Raw genomic sequence first — 17643 nt, 5'->3', positions numbered from 1 at the left:
TATGGATAAGATGTGCCTAAAGTTGGGGATAGTGGTTAAGCTTCATCATCCCGAAGGGTGATTTTATTCGGGGCTGCATGATTAAGCGCGTTTACCGCGCTTTCACAGTACGGACGCGCAGGACGGTCAGCTGAGAAGTCGATTTCTGACCTCTCAGCCATTGTCGACGAGCTTCGGCTCGCGGAGCTCTCGCTGTAAGCGCGTTTTTCGCGCTTATTTGTTCGAGGCTGTGCGATTAAGCGCGTTTACCGCGCTTTCACAGTACGGACGCACAGGACGGTCAGCTGAGAAGTCGATTTCTGACCTCTCAAACACTGTCGACGAGCTTCGACTCGCGGAGCTCTCGCTGTAAGCGCGTTTTTCGCGCTTATTTGTTCGAGGTTGTGCGATTAAGCGCGTTTACCGCGCTTTCACAGTACGGACGCACAGGACGGTCAGCTGAGAATTCCATTCTGACCTCTCAAACACTGTCGACGAGCTTCGACTCGCGGAGCTCTCGCTGTAAGCGCGTTTTTCGCGCTTATTTGTTCGTTTGTAGATTAATGTTTTCCGTTCCAGATATCTCCCCCTGAACCTTTTAGGATGATTATTTCTTGACGAACACCCTACTTCCAATCTAATATTCAATTAATGAATTGAATGTGAAAGGACGAACAATTATGGAATCAGTACCCGAGGAAATCACTTCTGCAAAAGAGTTTAAGAATGAACTGTTTCAGCAATTAGCCCGGGTGGGGAAATGTCTATCTAGCGACAAGCGGCTTGAAGTCTTGAGTTTGCTTGCTCAGGGTCCTAAGTCGGTAGAAAAGCTGGCACAAGTCACGGAGATGAGCGTGGCCAACGTATCCCGCCATCTGCAGGTTTTGCTCGATGCCAGGCTAGTGAAGTTCAGCAAGAAAGGTACATATGTCATCTATTCGCTGGCTGACCCATCAATTGGCGCGTTTTTGTTTGCTTTGTGGAGCATTGGCGAGAGTCAACTTGCGGACGTCGCGCGGATTAAACAGGAATTTTTACACGAGTATGAGGATATTCGGACGCTATCTTTGGAGGAAGCAAGGACGAAAGTGGAAGCCGGAGCGATTATCCTACTCGATGTAAGACCGAGAGACGAATATGAGGCCGGTCATCTCGTGGGGGCCATCTCCATACCGATGGAGGAGTTGGAGTCGTATCTACAAAAGCTGCCTAGGCCCGTTGATGTTGTGGTGTATTGCAGAGGCCCCTACTGCATCAGTTCGACACAGGCCGTTGCCAAGTTGCAGCGGGAGGGGATCACGGCATACAAGCTGGAGGGGGGAGAGCATGAATGGCTGAAGGAAGAAGTGAATTGATTAGAGAGTACATTCATTCTCCTGAGAGACAGCAGCAGCTCTATCGGAGATCGCTTATGATCGTGATCATCGCCCAACTATTCGGCGGAGCGGGACTCGCGGCAGGGGTCACGGTCGGAGCGCTGCTTGCTCAGGAAATGCTCGGGACGGATAGCTTAGCAGGGGTTCCTTCGGCGCTATTGACGCTGGGCGCGGCCTCGTCGTCTCTGTTTGTCGGTAGGCTGTCTCAAAGCCTGGGCCGACGTGTAGGCCTAACCGCGGGTTTTCTTGCTGGGGGGATCGGCGCGATGGGGGTCGCATTCGCAGCTATCGCTGATAACCTTCCGCTTTTGTTCGCTTCAATGCTGATCTATGGCGCCGGCACGTCGACTAACTTGCAGGCGCGTTATGCGGGAACTGACTTAGCTCAGCCTAAGCAGCGTGCGAGAGCCGTCAGTCTAGCCATGGTATTCACGACGTTTGGTGCGGTTGCGGGGCCGAACCTGGTGGGGGTTATGGGACGATTCGCGACTTCTGTCGGCGCCCCTGCTCTGTCGGGCCCGTTTATGCTCGCGGCGACCGCTTTTATTCTTGCGGGTCTGGTGATGTGGGCTTTGCTCCGTCCAGATCCGTATCTCGTTGCTAGAGCGATCGCCGAAGCGCAAGAAGCGAATCCATCCAAAGCGACGGATAATGCAAATCACATGGCGCCATCCATCCGTAACCGGGGGATCATCATCGGGACGACCGTAATGGTTTTGACGCAGGTCGTGATGGTCGCCATCATGACGATGACGCCGATCCATATGAAGCAGCACGGACATGGGTTGAGCGCGGTCGGCATGGTGATTGGCATTCATGTTGCGGCGATGTTTCTGCCTTCCTTGGTAACGGGAATTCTCGTGGACAAGGTCGGGCGTACGTTCATGTCCTGCGCAGCAGGGTTCACGCTGTTGTTGGCGGGACTGCTTGCCGCATGGGCGCCGGCTGATTCGATGATCTGGCTCATCGTCGCGCTGGCACTGCTTGGGCTCGGCTGGAACTTCGGCCTGATCAGCGGCACCGCGCAGATTATCGATGCGACATCCCCGGCCACACGTGCCAAGACACAAGGAACCGTGGATGTCCTGGTATCATTGGCGGGTGCATCTGGCGGAGCATTGTCGGGCATGGTCGTCGCCAATTCCAGCTTCGCCGTCCTCTCTCTGGCGGGCGGGTTCCTTTCTCTGCTGCTAATCCCGGTTATGATCTGGTTACGCAGGGATCGGTCGATAGATCAAAACGAAAAGAGATTAGCACAATGATCTAGTGTTATAATCACGCTAGACTGACGGAGTTAGAAGGGTGATAGACATGAGTGTAATTCGTTTGGAGAACGTCACTAAGAAATATGAAGAGTCCCTGATCTTTCGCGATATCTATTTTCGCGTAACGCAAGGAGAGCGTATCGGCCTAATCGGGCGGAACGGTGCCGGTAAGTCGACGGTTTTTAAGCTGATTATGGGTAAAGAAGAGCCAACGTCCGGAAGAGTGGAAATAGATCCGCAGGTTAAAGTAGGGTACTTCTCCCAATTCTCGGAAATGCGCGGAAGCCTGTCCGTTCAGCAAGAGCTTGAAATGTGCTTCGAGCAGGTTGTACTTATCGAAAGGGAACTACAGGAAGTTGGAGAAAAGCTGGGTTTAGTCACCGAGGACGGTGAAATGGATAGGCTGCTGACGAGGCAGGCTGAGCTATTTGAACAAATGGATCATTTGGATGGCTGGAACGTATCTGTCGAGATTAACACAGTTCTTACGAAGCTGGGGTTCAACGAGAGATCGCGCCATCAACCTATCGATGAATTGTCCGGAGGGTGGAGAAACCGTGCCGCGCTCGCCAAGATGCTAATCGAGCTGCCTGATGTCGTATTGCTCGATGAACCGACGAATTACTTGGATATAGAAGGTATAGCGTGGTTGGAGCAGTGGTTGTATCGCTTTAAAGGCGCCATGATTCTGGTGTCACATGACCGGCAATTTATTGACAAAGTAGTCACGCGAACGATCGAGATTGAGAACTATCATTTTCAGGAATACGAAGGGAATTACACCGACTACATTCGCAAAAAGAAGATGCGCAAGAAGGAGTTGGACCGCCAGTTCGAGTGGGAGGAAGAGCTTCTGCTCATGGAGTCGGAAGCCATCGACAACCGTGCTAGCAAGAAGTCTTCAAAGGACCGTCTCTCCCGCCAGCTGGCAGATAATAAAAAGCGGATAGAGCCGCACCCCGTAAATGTTCTTATCACTGATATTTATGAGAGACTGCGTTTTCCGGACAAGCTATGCGAAGTCAAGAAAATCGGGCAGACCTACGATGATCGGCCGATCTTTCAGAACGTGAGCTTCGACATTCAGAAGGAAGACCGCTTAGTCATTGTGGGTCCCAACGGAAGCGGGAAGTCCACGCTCATTAAGGTGCTAACGGGTCAGGAGAAGCCCGAATCCGGCGAGGTGATCTGGGAGAAAGGCGTCAGCTACGCTTACTTCAACCGGATGTGGGAGGAGCTTAATCCTAAGGATACCGTGAGCCACGCGGTGAATACGTACGGTTTGGGATTGGATGCCCCGCGGAAAAAGGTGAACAAATTTCTATCCATGCTGCAATTTTCGGAGATGGATCTAAGCAAGTTCATTGGCAACCTATCCGGCGGACAGAAGGCTCGGGTCGCGCTAGCGAAATGCCTTCTCTCCGGTGCCGCAGTCATCATATTAGATGAGCCAACTAACCATCTGGATTTAACGAGCATTCAGGTCATGGAGCAGGCGTTGATCCATTTTCCCGGCGCCGTTATTACGGTAAGCCATGATCGGTTCTTTATTGACAAAATCGGGACGAAAATGCTAACCTTCGACCCGGAATTGGGGATAAGCGAGCAGAATTTATAGGAAAGAGGCTTCTCAATTGGAGCTGGGTCTTGATGAAAAGAAAGGCCGCGTCGGACGCGGGTTTAAGGGTTGTAGCAGGTTACGATGAGTAGCCTGCTATGGCCCTTTTTGGTAAGATAAGAAGTTTTGGGTGACCGAGAGGTTCCCCCTGTCTTACAGGTGATATACGGCCTGGTATCCGCGCTGTGTATGGTTTTTAACGATGTTTTACATCGTTGCAGATGAAAACAGGTGCTGGCCCCCGCGCTGTATGTGGCTTGTAATGATGTTTTGCATCGTTCCAGATGTCCTAGTAGCTGGGAGGGGTTTTCTTAACATGTAAGAATGTTTAAGTTTTTTACAGAACTAAAGCGTTAATGGATACCCTTTCTAAAGTGTAACCGCAATTCCTGCGAAGCTTGTGGAGGGAAATGTACCTGGAATATTACAAAGGGCGTTTACGGATATAAATACCGAATTGAAAGCCGAATACAAGTGGAAAGGAAGCACAAAGTAGAACAGAAAAGGGAATGGGAATGGAGTGGAAAAGCGATAGCGGCCATATTTGAAATCGTGTTATAGCCGCTAAATAAATTCAAAGAAGCACGATTTCAGGGAACGGTTAGAACCCCATGTCCAATTCCCTCCCAATGATCAAAACGTATCGCATAGCACAACAAAGGACCTAGCAGTGATCAATCTGCCGCTAGGTTTTTTTAGTTTCTTTGCAAACAAATCTGATGGGTTGGCCCTTTTTGATGACCGTTCATAACTACCGTACAAACGTCCTGCTGTTCGTACGTTTCTTTTCACCAATAATAAGCTCTGCTAGCAACAAATTTGGTATCCAGGCAATCCAGGCGATAACGATGAAAGTATCGTTTGTATCGGTCAATCCTAGAAATACTGCAGCCAGCGGGGTATATATCCGAAGTGTGATTGCCGCGCAACTGAGCGCATAATTACGTACCATCCAGCGGCCATGGTCGGCCTTGTCACGATCGACGATGATGCTCTTTAGACTGCGGAAAAGCGTGTAAAGCCATAGGACCGACAGCGATCCGAAGCCAAGTTTCGCGAACCAACCGCCATTCGCATAGAAAGCTAAGTACAAGCCGGTTAGGCCCGCGATTGTAATCATTGTGGCGTACATATAGCCGATCAAACGGTGAATGTTCGGAGCATGGTGGCGAAGCTTCTTGATAAATTGAAGCCAGCCAATTGCAAGTGCTACTCCAGACGAGATGGCATGAGCCCAGAGGATGTTGTACCACAAATCGGGCAAATTACCTTTTCCTTTTACGAACGACTGCTTATGGAGGTGGTCTGGTGTTCCGTACATGACCAAAGCATAAGCTCCAATTGCCAAAGCCAAAAAAGCCAATAGTCCAAATGCCCAAGCGCGAATCGTACTTCGTCGTACTCCCATTATCCATCCCTCGCATTCGGTCTCTTTTATCATTGAGTTGATTCTATCATCAAGGTGATCACCTTCAAAAGCGGCTTAAGACGGAGTGAAGACCCCACCCAAAGTCGGGGATGGAGCTTCCGTGAAGCCTTTCTTAGGGGGCTTGTATAAATTGCTTTACCTTGACAAAATAACTTAACTCATGTTAACTTATTTACTAAAGTTAATTATAATTACAGGAGATTACTCATGGATCGGTCAGCTATTTCTCTAAGGGAATTAAAAAAGGCTAGAACCAAAGTGGCATTGTATGAAGCCAGTTTGTCACTAATCGGAGACAAGATGTTTCGAGACATGATGCTTGACGATGTTTGCCGAAAAGCGGAAATATCCCGGGTTACATTCTTTAAGTTTTTTCAGAAAAAGGAAGATTTGCTCGTTTATTTCATGCGTGTTTGGTTAACGGAACGTATCATTGAGATTGAAGCGGAGGGTAAACGCGGATTCTCGGTTATCCAGCATGTGCTCCATAAAGTGGCGGAAGAGGCCCAGGAAAGAGCGGGATTGATGCCAAGCTTGATATCTTTTCTAGCAGAAATGAACATGCATCCTTGTATGCCGGAATTGAGTGAAGCGGAGGTTCATTTGCTGTTCCCTGGTCATGAGGAAGTTGGTGCTCAGACACCTGATATGTATAAACTGTTTCATCGTTGCATGAATGAGGCGGAGGCTGAAGGAAAGTTAAGAAAAGAATTTACGGTAGAAACAGCGGTTAAGGTTTTGTTTACGGTGTTTTACGGGGCATTTTTGACCGCTCAACTATATGGTTCCAAGGATATTAAGGGCTTTTATAACACCCATCTACAATTGCTTGAAAATAGGTAAAAGGAGCGATGAATTCATGAGTAAAGTGATTCCAGGCAGATTTACGGCGCAGATGGATGGTTCTTTCGTTGTTTTTATCATTGGGATGAGAGTGAACAAATTATGGGCTCTACATAAGTGGCTCCCTGTGGCTAAGGCAATGAATCCGATGCTTCAAGAATTGTATCGCAACCCTGAATTAGGTTTTGTAGATGCCAGTTTTCATCTCTCTTGGCGAGGCGTGACCCTTATCCAGTATTGGAAATCGTTTGAGCAATTAGAACACTATGCTAGACATGGTGCAACCCATTTAGAAGCGTGGCGTAATTTTAATAAAAAGGTTGGAACGGACGGCGCTGTCGGGATCTACCATGAAACCTATCTGATTCCTGAAGGAAATTACGAATGTGTGTATAACAACATGCCTATATCTGGACTTGCAAAGGCTGGACGTCACGTCCCCGCTGTCGGTAAACGAGAAACGGCAAGCAGAAGGCTTGGGAGGGATGGAGAGCCTGCCGTTCCAACGCCTTCTAATCCGACATAAGTGATTGCAGTTGGATAAGTGGAGGCCGCGATCTCTCCAAATAGGTTGGAAAATATCGTTAGGAATGCTATTTTCCATTTTCGAACGATGGATGCAGAAAAGTTCATCATTACGTCCGATCGAACGACCGATGCTTATTAAACAGGCAAAGATAATGAAGTAAAGCTGAGGTAGCAGATGGTTTATTGGGCAGCGTTCTTTCTTGTTCTGATTGTCGGATTCACTATAGAGCTTTTGATGGGCCGAAGGTGGGGACGGTTCGTGGGTGTCACAATTATCGCTGTGATCTTATTCGGTGGTGTGATGGGCATAGATTACTATTTCCGCACCATGTGATCATGTCGCTCAAATGGTGGCTGATAAGTTCGAGCGCAAGCAATTCGCGGAATTTAATTATTTGCAATACGAGCTAAGCAATATTTCGACCATCATTATTTGGGTTCTCGAGCTTCTCCTGCTAAGCATATATGGCTATAAATCCGTCAGATCTTATATTCGAAGTCGAAATTCACATCGTAGAACATATGATTATTAGTTTACATCTATATGTACAAGTGGGTTCCGTACGAGGATAATCGGTTGCGAATCGCGATGAGAAAAGACCGCTAGCCTTCATGGCGCACGGGTTTACGGGCTGTGACAGTTTGCCTTTGGGTAGGCTGCTGCAGCCTTTTTGTTTTATAAAAGTCTTGAATTTCAAGACTTGCTGAATAGAAAAAGAACCCCATAGAAGGGGTTCAAAGAAGTGCTATGATGAAATAAAGCAGCTTGAGCATCGTCTAAGCCTTCTTTTTTGGGCCAATTGGATGGCCCTTCTTTAGCTCTAACTCCTCATTATGGATCATTCGATCTTGCTTGATGAAGAGGAACGGGATGAAGATACAGCCAATAATTAGGAGGGCTCGGTTCAAGTTCCAACGTCTTTGCACAAAAGCGTGCATCGCTGTTAAGATGTAAAGCACGAACATTACGCCGTGAAACATACCGCCGACAGAAACGAGTTGAGGCTGGTCCAAGAAGTATTTAAACGGCATGGCTATAAACAGTAGAAAAAGATAAGAAATACCTTCAATATAGCTTGTTAGACGCAAACGCCCTAAGGAAGAGGTTAGTATAATAATCGCTCCAATCTCGTTTTCAACGTTTGAATTAATTTATCAGGTCAAATCGAGCTCCAATACGACAGGACAATGATCGCTGCCCAATATATCGCAGTCAATTTGTGCATCAATGATTTTAGGACCAAGTCTCGTAGAAGCAAGGAAATAGTCGATTCTCCATCCCACATTCCGCGCTCTTACGCCTGGCATATTAGACCACCACGAATAGACATCAGCCCGATCCGGGTAGAGGTGGCGGAACGTATCAATAAACCCTGCATCCAACAATTCCGTCATTTTGCCGCGTTCCTGGGGGGTAAAGCCTGAATTATTGAGATTCCCTTTCGCATTCTTGATGTCAATTTCATGGTGGGCAACATTCAAATCGCCGCAAACGACAACAGGCTTTTGGGCGTCTAATTGCAAGAGGTAGCTGCGAAAGCGATCTTCCCACTCCACACGATAATCAAGCCTTGAGAGATCACGTTTTGCATTAGGGGTATAGACGGTTACGAGGTAGAATTTGTCGAATTCCAACGTAAGTATCCGACCTTCCGGCTCTTCGTTCTCCTCCATACCATATCTCACCGAGAGCGGTTGCATTCTTGTGAAAACGGCGGTGCCGGAATACCCTTTTTTAACCGCATAATTCCAATATTGTGTATAGGCTTCGCCCAGTTCTAGATTAATTTGCCCTTCCTGCAGCTTCGTCTCTTGAAGACAGAATATATCTGCCTCTTTTTGCTCGAAATAATCAATAAACCCTTTATTAACACATGCTCTCAACCCATTAACGTTCCAGGATACTAGTTTCATCTTCATCTTTTCCCCTTGCTGCTTACAGTCGTATATAGTTCAGTGTACCATAAGTTCATCCTTGTCTGCGAAGTATGAAGTTCAGGGGAACTTTACTACTCTCACTACCCATGCTCACTACTCATACTCACTACTCATACTCACTACTCATACTCACTACTCATACTCACTACTCATACTCACTACTCATACTCACTACTCATACTCACTACTCNCTCACTACTCATACTCACTACTCATACTCACTACTCATACTCACTACTCATACTCACTACTCATACTCACTACTCATACTCACTACTCATACTCACTACTCTTACTCACTACTCTTACTCACTACTCATACTCACTACTCTTACTCACTACTCTTACTCACTACTCTTACTCACTACTCTTACTTACTACTCTTACTCATAACTCATGCTCACTACTCATACTTACTACTCATACTCATACCCATACCTACTCACTCTTACTTACTATTTTTACTTACAACCCTTATTATCTCAATTCATCTCCTACATTTCCTTCCATTCGCTCCTCCACATTCACCATTGGATTAAATACAACAGATATCTGGTCTCTACACGGAAATAGTCATTTGATTGGACGAAATCCACTCAAATGTTCAGAAATCGAGGATTTAAGCCAAGTGCAGACGTTTCCATTGGAAATCATCCAATGCAACAGCCCATCCCACTCTCAATTTTGGAAAACACTGTATTTAATCCAACGGGAATGAGGTTTGTGATGAAGAATGAGGAGTTGAGGAAGTTGAGGAGTGAGCCTGGAATGAAGTTATGCATGAGGAAGTGAGGATGACTTATAACTAGTACCAAGTCAATTCATCCCCCACAGATCCCTTCATTCGCTCCTCCACATCCACCATTGGATTAAATACAACAGATATCTGGTCTTAACACGGAAATAGTCATTTGATTGGACGAAATCCACTCAAATGTTCAGAAATCGAGGATTTAAGCCAAGTGCAGATGTTTCCATTGGAAATCATCCAATGCAACAGCCCATCCCACTCTCAATCTTCCAAAAACACTGTATTTAATCCAATGGGAATGAGGTTTGTGATGAAGAATGAGGAGTTGAGGAATGAAGGTGGGAATGAGGGTTGTGATAAAGATGTGTATGATGAAGCGAGAAATCTAGATGTGTATGAGAAAGTGGGGATAGGAAGCTATGAGAAGCATTGAAATCAGAAATCAGAAGTCAGAAATCAAAAGTCAAAGGTCAAAAGTCAAGGAACGGGAGAGAAGGACGGGCATGAATTGCCAAGTCACCTCTCCCTATATGTGCTCCAACGAGCCCTCTTTCAATTCATAAAAACGAATGTCCTTCCCTCTAGCGATAGGAGACAGACATCCCTTCTCCACCAGGGAGCGCAACCACTTGCGCGCTGTTCGAAAGTCAACGTCCATATGGTCGATGACATCCTTAGGGCGAATCCACCTGTTTAGCCTCCAAGCTAACCGCAGCACTTCTTTCTCCATACTAGCGGCTGAAATAGCAGCCGAATTCGTTGTTCCATTTCGGATCATGCAAGGTCCAATAACCATTTGCAGGAGCATCCGGCATACCTCGGGACGATTCTGTATATCATCGAAGGAGAAATGCATGATTTTCCACCCCATAGCGGTTAGAAACGTTTCTCGATTTAGCGAGTAGCTAAACTTCTCGCGATCCATATCTTTGACATGACTCTGGAAACCGTCACATTCAATACCAAAACGACCAAAGGGCGTTATATAGGCGAAATCGATAAATTGGGATTTGCGATTCCAATCATAAATTTCATACTCCGGATGCAAGTGTTCGAGATGACCAAACAGCGGAAACCAGACATTCTGGAGAAAAAACTTTTCTGCGTATAAATGTCCCCTAATGAGACGCCCCTTTCTTTCTCCGCTACGGAGAGCAGCATGATAGTCAACGAACGTTTGATGCATAAATTCAAAATTCAATAGCGGAAACCTCCCCTGAAAAAAATAAAAAACGCCCTTCGCCAAAAGGCTAAAGGACGTTCTTCGTCTACGGTTATTATACCAAATAAGCATAATATAAGAAAATAGCGTACCTATCTATCAGCATTATTGATTTATTTTTTCACTCGCCTGCGTGATATGCTGTATTTATCCGATTAAGTTCATAGGTTTAATATTTAAATGGAAGGCGAGGTTTTCTTATGACGAAAATTTATAGCAATTTGACAGAGTTAATCGGTAATACGCCGCTGCTCGAGCTTTGGAATTATAATAATCGGCATGGACTTGATGCCAAAGTTGTCGCGAAGTTGGAGTATTTTAACCCGGCTGGCAGTGTAAAAGATCGTATCGGATTCGCTATGATTAAAGAGGCTGAAAAATCCGGTAAGATCAATAAAGAAACTGTCATTATTGAGCCTACCAGCGGAAATACAGGAATCGCTCTTGCTTTTGCGGCAGCTGCACTAGGGTATCGGTTAATCATTATATTGCCTGATTCTTTTAGTATTGAACGTAGGAAATTATTAAAGGCACTGGGTGCAGAACTCGTTCTCACGCCAGCCTCTGAAGGCATGTTAGGCGCAATTAAAAAAGCAGAGGAATTAGCTGCAAAGATGCCAAACTCATTTATACCGCAGCAATTTAGTAATCCGGCCAATCCGGAAATTCATAGAAATACCACTGCCGAAGAAATATGGAATGATACAGACGGTAAAGTCGATATTTTCATCGCTGGAGTTGGTACAGGAGGGACGATCACAGGTGTAGGTGAGATACTGAAACAGAGAAATCCATCGGTCCAAGTGATAGCCGTCGAGCCAGCCGATTCACCCGTCTTGTCAGGCGGCAGTCGTGGTGTGCATCATATTCAGGGTATCGGTGCTGGGTTTGTTCCAGATAATTTCAATAGATCAATTGTAGATGAAATAGTTACAGTGACCAATGAGGACGCTGTAACGACGGCCCGTGAATTGGCCAAAACGGAAGGTCTGCTGGTCGGCATCTCTTCCGGAGCGGCAGCTTACGCAGCAAGAGAAATTGCTAAACGACCTGAGAATAAAGGGAAGATCATCGTTGTTATCCTGCCAGATACCGGTGAGCGGTACTTGTCTACGAATCTATTTGATGAGTGATATTTAAAACTCAAAAAGAAAGACCAGGAATCCGCGGTGGATCTCTGGTCTTTTTGTACTTCACGGTTTATTCGGAAACTGCTCTTAATGCGTTGCGGCAACGAACGTTTCTTTATCTGTTTCTATCACGAGTTTCTCTTTACTCATAGCAAATGCGGCAGCTAAAGCTAGTACTGCAGGGATTAGTCCCCACGCAAATGTGGCCACGATGGAGGAGGAGAGTCCTTCAGATATTTTCCCAAGCACTTGCTCCGGAATTTGAGTGCGAGTCGCTGGGTCAAGCAGGGCATGCGGGTCCTTAAAGTCTAGACCCTGCGGCATCGCGGATTGACCACTCCCTGTAAAGGCATCCGATAAATGCCGGGTTAACGAATGGCTTTGAATAATGCCGAAAATGGTGATTCCGATCGTCATGCCGAGTGAGCGAAGGAAATTCAGTGTAGAGCTCGCTGCCCCGCGTTGACTGACAGGTACGGAATGTATAGCAGCGTTACTTAGCACAGAAAATGAAGCGCCAATTCCCAAGCCTACTAATATCATGTAGATAGTGATAAGCAAACGCGATGAATCTGGTGTCAACGTAATTAACAGTGCCATACCTGCCACAAGCAGAATGAGGGTGGAGATCAGGATGGCTCGATATGAAAATTTACTAATGAGGAAGCCCCCAGCCGTAGCTGTAACTACAGTGCCGACCATCATAGGCAGAAGTACGAGTCCTGAGTTCGTTGCACTTCCTCCGAGAACACCTTGAATAAAGATTGGAATATAGACAGATGCCGTAATGAAGGCGGCTCCGCTTAACATCGCGATCGCATTACTTGCCGAATAGAGGCGATCCCGGAACATCCGAAAGGAGATAATCGGTTCCTCTGCCCGCGTCTCCACATAGAGGAAACTAACCGTAAGAACAGCAAATCCGGTAAATAAGCCAATGATCTGAGCGGAGTTCCACGCAAATTGTTTGCCCCCAAGCTCCATGGCGAACATTAGGCAGACGATGGCACCTACAAGCGAGAATGCGCCAGCCCAGTCGATACGTTGTTTAGCATGCTGGAGGGATTCCTTATAGAAGATGGCAATCATCAGGAAGGCAATCAATCCAAGTGGTAAGTTAATATAGAAAATCCATTCCCATTTAATATAGTCGGTCATATAAGCGCCAAGGAGAGGCCCGAAGATGCTGGACATACCGAATACTGCACCAAACAATCCCATTAGCTTGCCTCTGCTTTCCGGTTTAACCGCATCGAACATGATTGTGAAAGCGATGGGTACCAAAGCACCGCCGCCAATACCTTGTATGGCCCGGTACAAGCTTAACTGGACGATTGAGGTGGCTGTTCCACAAAGAGCGGATCCAAGCATAAACACCAAGATACCAAAGATGAAAAAGCGTTTGCGCCCATACATATCCGATAATTTACCGAAAATCGGCATCCCTGCCATTTCAGCGACCATGTAAGCCGAAGTGACCCAAACGAATTTATCGAGTCCTCCGAGGTCTGCGATAATGGAGCCCATAGCGGTCGCAACGATGGTATTGTCCATCGAGGCCATTAGAATGGCTAGTAGTAATCCGGCTAAAACAATGCCAGTTTGATTCGTTGATTTCGTCATGTGATCATTTCCCTTCTTCAATCATTGATTTGTATAAACCGATTATAAACAAACAACCCTGACAAGAGTCTGTCAGGGTTGAAACGTGTGAGGAAAAGAATGTTCTCTAGAAGCTGTTTATGAAATCGTCTTACGCTCCGGAAAAAACGTTTGATAAAGTAATAAGTGAATAGATTGCAAAAATAAATAAATCGGTATCGAATAAACGAGTTGATACCCATGTTTGTAATGAAAAATACCAACAAGTACACTAAGCCACTCGACACCTATGCCCATTGATGTCCAGAGTAAGATGTAGGGTATCGTGTAAAAACCACGTACGCCCCATTTTTTGTAAAAATAAATAAATATATACCCAAATGGTGCATACATCGTATAGGAGAAAATATCAAACAGCTGATAACGGGATTCGTCACCTACATCGTACAAATCAAAGGGAGGGACAGCGATGGTGTGATCAAACATGAGACCAAAAACGACCCCAATCAATAAATTAAACAAGCTCTGAGTTAAGTTGAACTTTTTTGGCAATATCCAAATCGCAAGGGTCCCTACGACAATCATCGCAATGACGAACCATTCATTTCCGTTAAATCGATTATCGTAAATGGTTATGTCGTTCATAGAGTCCTCTCCCTTTGCATTAGATGAATTAATAAGCGGCCGAACCAATAAGTTATAATCATTAGTGAGATGAGTAGTAGACACTCATAGAAGATATTCCATCTCTTATAGGTTAATACGCCATAGAATCTTAGGAATTGACTTGTGCCCAAGAGAAAAGAAAATGTATACAAAGAAATGCCTATTTTTGTACTGCGTTTCAATGTGGTCAGGTAGACATTGGCAAAAGTAAGAAGTGTTAATGAAAAGGTGAAATCCCTATGTATAATCATCGAAAGGAATTCAGGAACCTTTTTGCTGAGTTGGAAAACGCCTATAGTGTCACTTAAGATCGTTAATTTGTTAATGTCCACGACAGCTAAGAACATGTAAAGCAGCACGTTCGTAATGACAGACAACTTAGTGGGTAAAAAGGCAAATATAAAGATACTAAACCAAACAAAAAACAAGCAAATGACTAGAATCAAGGCAAGGCTCCTTTGCTACAAAATAATCGAATAGCGTAAGTAGATGCAAATAAGTATCGACTCCTATTTTTACCTTTATTGAGTTGTTTAAACCTTCCTCTTTAGAAGGGCAGCTGATCTAAGCAAAATAAAGATTGCCTCCTACCCGGCCTTTCTGGTCAGGTGGTTGGCAATCTTGTTCAATTCGGACAAAATCCCGGAGTTTGCTCGTATAACTGCTGTGTGAAGCGGGGATCCAGCTTGGCAAGTTCGGCAAAATAATTGTTAATCGTGTGGTTAGCGGAGACGGAGCCCCCTTGATAAGTTAATTCAACCCCCTTTTTCACATGGATGTAGTGGTAAACCTTATCCGTTCGAGGAGATTTATAGATGAAGGGCGGAAGCAACGGGACGATATCATTGGTATTATAAATACGGTAGTGAGGCCCGGTCCGGCGGTTGAAAAGACTAGCGAATGCCTGATTTCCAACACGCGGTGAAGCATAAGTATACACGGAGGGATTTTTAAATTTCGTGTTTGTGGAAATATCGGCGGCGCATAAAGCAGCGAGGGCTCCTCCCAAACTATGCCCTGTAATGTACAGCGTTTTCTCCGTGGAAAGTTTGTTTAGAGCAGTCACAATCGATTTGCGGGCTGAACGGTAGATGTCGAGAAATCCTTGGTGTACGAGGGACTGCTCTTTTGTGTAAGGAAACTGGATTTGCCTGGCAATAGCATCTGAGATCCAATCGGATGTCGTATGCGTTCCTCGAAATACGATGACAATTTGTCCGTCGGATTCGGCAATAAAGCCGAACAACTCTTTTTCACTCAGGATGGAAGTCGCCTTGAAGGAAGAAACCATCCGGTAGTTGTGCGGCATAATAACGCTTTCGGAACCATTTTCAAATTGGATATAGCTTTGGCTGCACATAGCTGCTAGAAAGATAGCCGTCCTTGTATCTAATGAATTGCTGAGCATAAGTCCATTCCTCCGTACACACAGGATGCCGTTCTCCTATATATATGAAAATAGTGGACATCTGTCCTCCGACAATCGCCTATTTTCTAGGAGGCTTTCAGCAGGCTGATCCTATCAGGTATAATAGGCGAAGGAAGGTGGGGATACACGTGTTAAAACGCTTTTTTTCGTATTATCGGCCCTATAAGCACTTATTTATTTTGGATTTTACCTGTGCGGTCGTGGCTGGGCTCCTAGAATTGGGTTTCCCGCTTGCTGTTAATCAGGTCGTCGATAAATTGCTTCCTGCCGGGAATTGGAAATGGATTCTTTGGGCTTGCGCGGGTTTGCTTGCTGTCTATGGACTCAACACAGTGCTAAATTTCATTGTCACGTATTGGGGGCATAAGCTGGGGATTAATATCGAGACAGATATGCGGAAAAAGATGTTCGATCATCTGCAGAAGCTCTCATTTCGGTTCTATGACAATAACAAAACGGGCCAATTAATGTCCCGTATGGCAAACGATCTGCTTGAGATTGGTGAAGTTGCGCATCATGGTCCAGAGGACTTGTTCATTGCGATAATGACGCTGATCGGTGCACTCCTGCTTATGCTTCATATTAATATGAAGTTAGCGCTCTTAACCTTCGTTATCGTCCCATTCTTGCTATGGATTGCGGTGTATTTTAATCAAAAAATGACGAAGACGTTCCGTAGAATGATGGGCGACCTTGCCGATATTAATGCAAGAGTCGAAGACAATATCGGTGGGATTCGTGTCGTTCAAGCTTTTGCGAATGAGTCCTACGAGAAGAAGCTGTTTGAGGATAACAATGGACGGTTCCGGTTGACGAAGCTGCTTTCCTATAAAATCATGGCGTGGAACGTTTCGCTGAGTTACATTTTGATGCGTCTGGTAACCGTTTTTGTCCTTATTTGCGGCACATGGTTCGTGATAGACAAGCAGATTTCCTATGGAGAGTTTATTGCTTTTGTTCTCTTAACGAACGTTTTTCTGGGTCCCATTCAGAAAATTAATAATGTCATTGAAAGCTATCCGAAGGGAATTGCCGGCTTTAAACGGTATGTTGAAGTCATTGATACGGAGCCTGAGGTAGCTGATCTGCCGAATGCAGTGAAGGTTAGTCATCTAGATGGTCAAATTACCTTCGACTCGGTGTCATTCGGCTACGGGGATGAAGCCCGAGTATTGAATGATATCAGCTTATCTATTCGAGCTGGGGAAACCGTTGCTTTCGTAGGTCCATCCGGTGCCGGGAAGACCACGATCTGCAGCTTGCTGCCTCGATTCTACGATGTGAGTGCGGGCAGCATTTCCATTGATGGCCACGATATTCGCAGCATCCAGCTGGAGTCGCTGCGCCGTCAAATCGGCATCGTGCAGCAGGATGTGTTCCTGTTCTCCGGCACCTTGCGGGAGAACATCGCGTACGGCAAGCTAGGCGCGACGGACGAGGAGATCTGGGAAGCTGCGCGGCGCGCGCAGCTGGCGGGTTATATCCAGTCGCAGCCGAAGGGGCTGGATACGGTAGTAGGTGAGCGCGGCGTCAAGCTCTCTGGTGGTCAGAAGCAGCGCCTCGCGATCGCGCGGATGTTCTTGAAGAATCCGCCGATTCTTATCCTCGATGAGGCGACGTCGGCACTCGACACGGAGACAGAGGCGGCGATTCAGCAGTCGCTGGCTGAGCTGTCGCGTGGCCGCACGACGCTAGTCATTGCCCACCGACTGGCGACGATCAAGAATGCTGACCGCATTGTCGTCGTAACGGAGCAAGGCATTACCGAGCAGGGCGGACACGAGGAACTCATCGCTGTAGGCGGTGTGTATAGTCGCCTGCACCAAGCGCAGTATAGTTCTTAAACAGGGTTGCAGCAAGCTAGCTT

16 protein-coding genes are annotated in these 17643 nt (G+C 46.2%); 9 read left to right on the top strand and 7 right to left on the bottom strand.

Annotation, left to right across the window (positions count from 1 at the left end; genetic code table 11):
• Positions 1 to 659: 659 nt before the first annotated feature.
• From ASD40_RS17610 to ASD40_RS17600, 3 genes are read left to right on the top strand one after another with little or no spacing between them, the layout of a single operon-like run.
• Positions 660 to 1334, top strand: coding sequence for an ArsR/SmtB family transcription factor (locus ASD40_RS17610; protein ID WP_057304493.1), 675 nt, complete (start codon positions 660 to 662; stop codon positions 1332 to 1334).
• Positions 1310 to 2617, top strand: coding sequence for an MFS transporter (locus ASD40_RS17605; RefSeq protein ID WP_057304492.1), 1308 nt, complete (start codon positions 1310 to 1312; stop codon positions 2615 to 2617). The genes ASD40_RS17610 and ASD40_RS17605 overlap by 25 nt, the downstream gene beginning before the upstream one ends.
• Before the next feature lie 49 nt (positions 2618 to 2666).
• Positions 2667 to 4238, top strand: coding sequence for an ABC-F family ATP-binding cassette domain-containing protein (locus tag ASD40_RS17600; RefSeq protein WP_057304491.1), 1572 nt, complete (start codon positions 2667 to 2669; stop codon positions 4236 to 4238).
• A gap of 751 nt (positions 4239 to 4989) precedes the next feature.
• Here the strand turns inward: ASD40_RS17600 and ASD40_RS17595 are convergent.
• Positions 4990 to 5646, bottom strand: coding sequence for a DUF2306 domain-containing protein (locus tag ASD40_RS17595; protein WP_057304490.1), 657 nt, complete (start codon positions 5644 to 5646; stop codon positions 4990 to 4992).
• Positions 5647 to 5874: 228 nt separating this feature from the next.
• On the opposite strand from ASD40_RS17595, the gene ASD40_RS17590 reads away from it, so the two are divergent.
• The 3 genes from ASD40_RS17590 (at position 5875) to ASD40_RS37245 (ending at position 7372) form a co-directional block, all read left to right on the top strand.
• Entirely contained in the window at positions 5875 to 6510 is a 636-nt protein-coding gene (locus tag ASD40_RS17590; protein WP_057304489.1) for a TetR/AcrR family transcriptional regulator, read from the top strand.
• Between the two features lie 16 nt (positions 6511 to 6526).
• Positions 6527 to 7036 carry a DUF4188 domain-containing protein gene (locus tag ASD40_RS17585; RefSeq protein ID WP_057304488.1) on the top strand — a complete coding sequence of 170 codons (510 nt, stop codon included), beginning with the start codon at positions 6527 to 6529 and terminating at the stop codon, positions 7034 to 7036.
• A 177-nt stretch (positions 7037 to 7213) separates the two neighbouring features.
• Positions 7214 to 7372 (top strand): hypothetical protein, encoded by a 159-nt coding sequence (locus tag ASD40_RS37245; protein WP_156390063.1) that lies wholly within the window; start codon positions 7214 to 7216, stop codon positions 7370 to 7372.
• 443 nt (positions 7373 to 7815) lie between these two features.
• Here ASD40_RS37245 and ASD40_RS17575 read toward each other — a convergent pair whose 3' ends face one another.
• Together ASD40_RS17575 and ASD40_RS17570 are read right to left on the bottom strand one after the other, a co-directional pair.
• The gene (locus ASD40_RS17575; RefSeq protein WP_235549289.1) at positions 7816 to 8127 is read right to left on the bottom strand and encodes a DUF3817 domain-containing protein; all 312 of its coding nucleotides are present in this window, start codon (positions 8125 to 8127) and stop codon (positions 7816 to 7818) included.
• 66 nt (positions 8128 to 8193) lie between these two features.
• A complete protein-coding gene (locus ASD40_RS17570; RefSeq protein ID WP_057304485.1) occupies positions 8194 to 8952 on the bottom strand; it encodes an exodeoxyribonuclease III in 759 nt (252 codons plus the stop codon).
• Between the two features lie 1085 nt (positions 8953 to 10037).
• On the opposite strand from ASD40_RS17570, the gene ASD40_RS39095 reads away from it, so the two are divergent.
• On the top strand, positions 10038 to 10160 hold the full coding sequence (locus ASD40_RS39095; protein WP_268795904.1) for a hypothetical protein: 123 nt from the start codon (positions 10038 to 10040) through the stop codon (positions 10158 to 10160).
• Positions 10161 to 10253: 93 nt separating this feature from the next.
• On the opposite strand, the gene ASD40_RS17565 is transcribed toward ASD40_RS39095, so the two are convergent.
• The gene (locus ASD40_RS17565; protein WP_082562268.1) at positions 10254 to 10928 is read right to left on the bottom strand and encodes a hypothetical protein; all 675 of its coding nucleotides are present in this window, start codon (positions 10926 to 10928) and stop codon (positions 10254 to 10256) included.
• A gap of 221 nt (positions 10929 to 11149) precedes the next feature.
• Between ASD40_RS17565 and cysK the strand changes: the two genes are divergently transcribed.
• Complete coding sequence (gene cysK, locus ASD40_RS17560) at positions 11150 to 12082, top strand: cysteine synthase A (protein WP_057304484.1); 933 nt, start codon at positions 11150 to 11152, stop codon at positions 12080 to 12082.
• Between the two features lie 84 nt (positions 12083 to 12166).
• Here the strand turns inward: cysK and ASD40_RS17555 are convergent, their stop codons facing one another.
• The 3 genes from ASD40_RS17555 to ASD40_RS17540 all read right to left on the bottom strand — a co-directional run bounded on the left by ASD40_RS17555 (position 12167) and on the right by ASD40_RS17540 (position 15755).
• A complete protein-coding gene (locus tag ASD40_RS17555; protein ID WP_057304483.1) occupies positions 12167 to 13702 on the bottom strand; it encodes an MDR family MFS transporter in 1536 nt (511 codons plus the stop codon).
• A 117-nt stretch (positions 13703 to 13819) separates the two neighbouring features.
• Positions 13820 to 14326, bottom strand: coding sequence for a hypothetical protein (locus ASD40_RS17550; RefSeq protein WP_057304482.1), 507 nt, complete (start codon positions 14324 to 14326; stop codon positions 13820 to 13822).
• A gap of 646 nt (positions 14327 to 14972) precedes the next feature.
• The gene (locus tag ASD40_RS17540) at positions 14973 to 15755 is read right to left on the bottom strand and encodes a lipase family protein (protein WP_057304480.1); all 783 of its coding nucleotides are present in this window, start codon (positions 15753 to 15755) and stop codon (positions 14973 to 14975) included.
• 149 nt (positions 15756 to 15904) lie between these two features.
• Here ASD40_RS17540 and ASD40_RS17535 point away from each other — a divergent pair, with 149 nt between their 5' ends.
• The gene (locus ASD40_RS17535) at positions 15905 to 17620 is read left to right on the top strand and encodes an ABC transporter ATP-binding protein (RefSeq protein ID WP_057304479.1); all 1716 of its coding nucleotides are present in this window, start codon (positions 15905 to 15907) and stop codon (positions 17618 to 17620) included.
• The last annotated feature ends 23 nt before the right edge of the window (positions 17621 to 17643 follow it).

The organism is Paenibacillus sp. Root444D2, assembly GCF_001426375.1.
Taxonomy (GTDB): Bacteria; Bacillota; Bacilli; order Paenibacillales; family NBRC-103111; genus Paenibacillus_E.
This window is presented reverse-complemented; position numbering and strand designations above follow the sequence as displayed.